The 1,471-nt window shown below is 67.4% G+C and carries 2 protein-coding genes; both read right to left on the bottom strand.

Annotation, left to right across the window (positions count from 1 at the left end):
• The coding region (locus AC1DKD_RS41265) for a 1-deoxy-D-xylulose-5-phosphate synthase N-terminal domain-containing protein (protein ID WP_477144752.1) at positions 1 to 644 on the bottom strand (644 nt) is incomplete at its 3' end.
• A gap of 69 nt (positions 645 to 713) precedes the next feature.
• Positions 714 to 1,471, bottom strand: a 758-nt coding sequence (locus AC1DKD_RS41260; RefSeq protein WP_477144751.1) for a polyprenyl synthetase family protein, incomplete at its 5' end; no start/stop codon positions are given.

Below are 1,471 nucleotides of genomic sequence, written 5' to 3'. Positions count from 1 at the left end.
GCCACCGACAGCACCCGTTCGATGCCCTTCTTGGTGGCGGCGTAGAACTTGCCGCTCATCAGCCGAGCCAGGTGGTTGTTGAGCGCGCCGACCGGCGGCGAGATCGACATGTCGTTGTCGTTGAGCACCACCAGCAGCGGCAGGTCCTTGTAGACGCCGGCGTTGTTCATGGCTTCGAAGGCCATGCCGGCGGTCATCGCGCCATCGCCGATCACGGCGATGGAGACGCGCTTCTCGCCCAGCGTGCGGGCGCCCAGCGCCATGCCCAGCGCGGCCGAGATGGACGTGGAGGAATGCGCGGTGCCGAAGGTGTCGTACTCGCTTTCGCTGCGGCGCGGGAAACCCGAGATGCCGCCCCACTGGCGCAGCGAGTGCATGCGATCGCGGCGCCCGGTCAGGATCTTGTGCGGATAGCTTTGGTGGCCGACGTCCCATACCACGCGGTCGTCCGGTGTATGGAAGACGTAGTGCAGTGCGATGGTCAGTTCGACCGTGCCAAGGTTGGACGACAGGTGGCCGCCGGTTTGCGACACCGATTCGAGCACGTAGGCGCGGAGTTCGTCGGCCAACGTCTTGAGCTGGCGGCGGTCCAGCCGGCGGAGGGCTGCGGGGTCGTCAATAGTTTTGAGCAGTGCGTAGGTCATGATGTCCGTTCGGCGGCCGGATTCTTGTGCCCGGTTGTCGGTTTTCCTGCTTGTCAATTCAGCTCGCGCTCAATTCGAGCGCAGCACGATGAGATCGGCCAGTTCGGCCAGGCGTCCGGCGCGCGCGCCGAAGCCTGCCAGCGCCTCGTGCGCCGTGGTCCGGAGCTGCCCGGCCAGCTGGCGGGCAGGTTCGAGTCCCATCAACGACACATAGGTCGGCTTGTCATGGGCCGCGTCCTTGCCGGCGGTCTTGCCCAGCGTGGCGGTATCCGCGGTCACGTCGAGGATATCGTCCACCACCTGGAACGCCAGGCCCACGGCCGCGGCATAGCGGTCGAGCGCGGCCATGCCTGCCTCGTCCACCGTCCCGCAATAGGCGCCCATGCGCACGCTGGCCCGCAACAAGGCACCGGTCTTCATGCGGTGCATTGCCTCGAGTTCGCCCAGCGAAATCGCCAGGCCGACATGCTGCAGGTCGATTGCCTGCCCGCCCGCCATGCCGACCGAGCCCGAGGCCCGGGCCAGCTCGGCCACCAGGCGCAAGCGTGCGGCGGCGTCCAGCGAGGCAAGCGACGCCGACTCGGCCAGCACCACAAATGCCTGCGTTTGCAGCGCGTCGCCCACCAGCAGCGCCGTCGCTTCATCGTAGGCCTTGTGCACGGTAGGACGGCCGCGACGCAAATCGTCATCGTCCATGCAGGGCATATCGTCGTGCACCAGCGAGTACGCGTGGATCATCTCCACCGCACTGGCGGCCGCGTCGCAAGCCTCGGGCGCCGCACCGGCCACTTCGCCGGCCGCATGCACCAACAAGGGGCGTACACGCT

The organism is Cupriavidus sp. 05T313 (genome assembly GCF_056396665.1).
The sequence above is the reverse complement of the archived record's forward strand: the minus strand, read 5'-3'. Positions and strand labels throughout refer to the sequence as shown.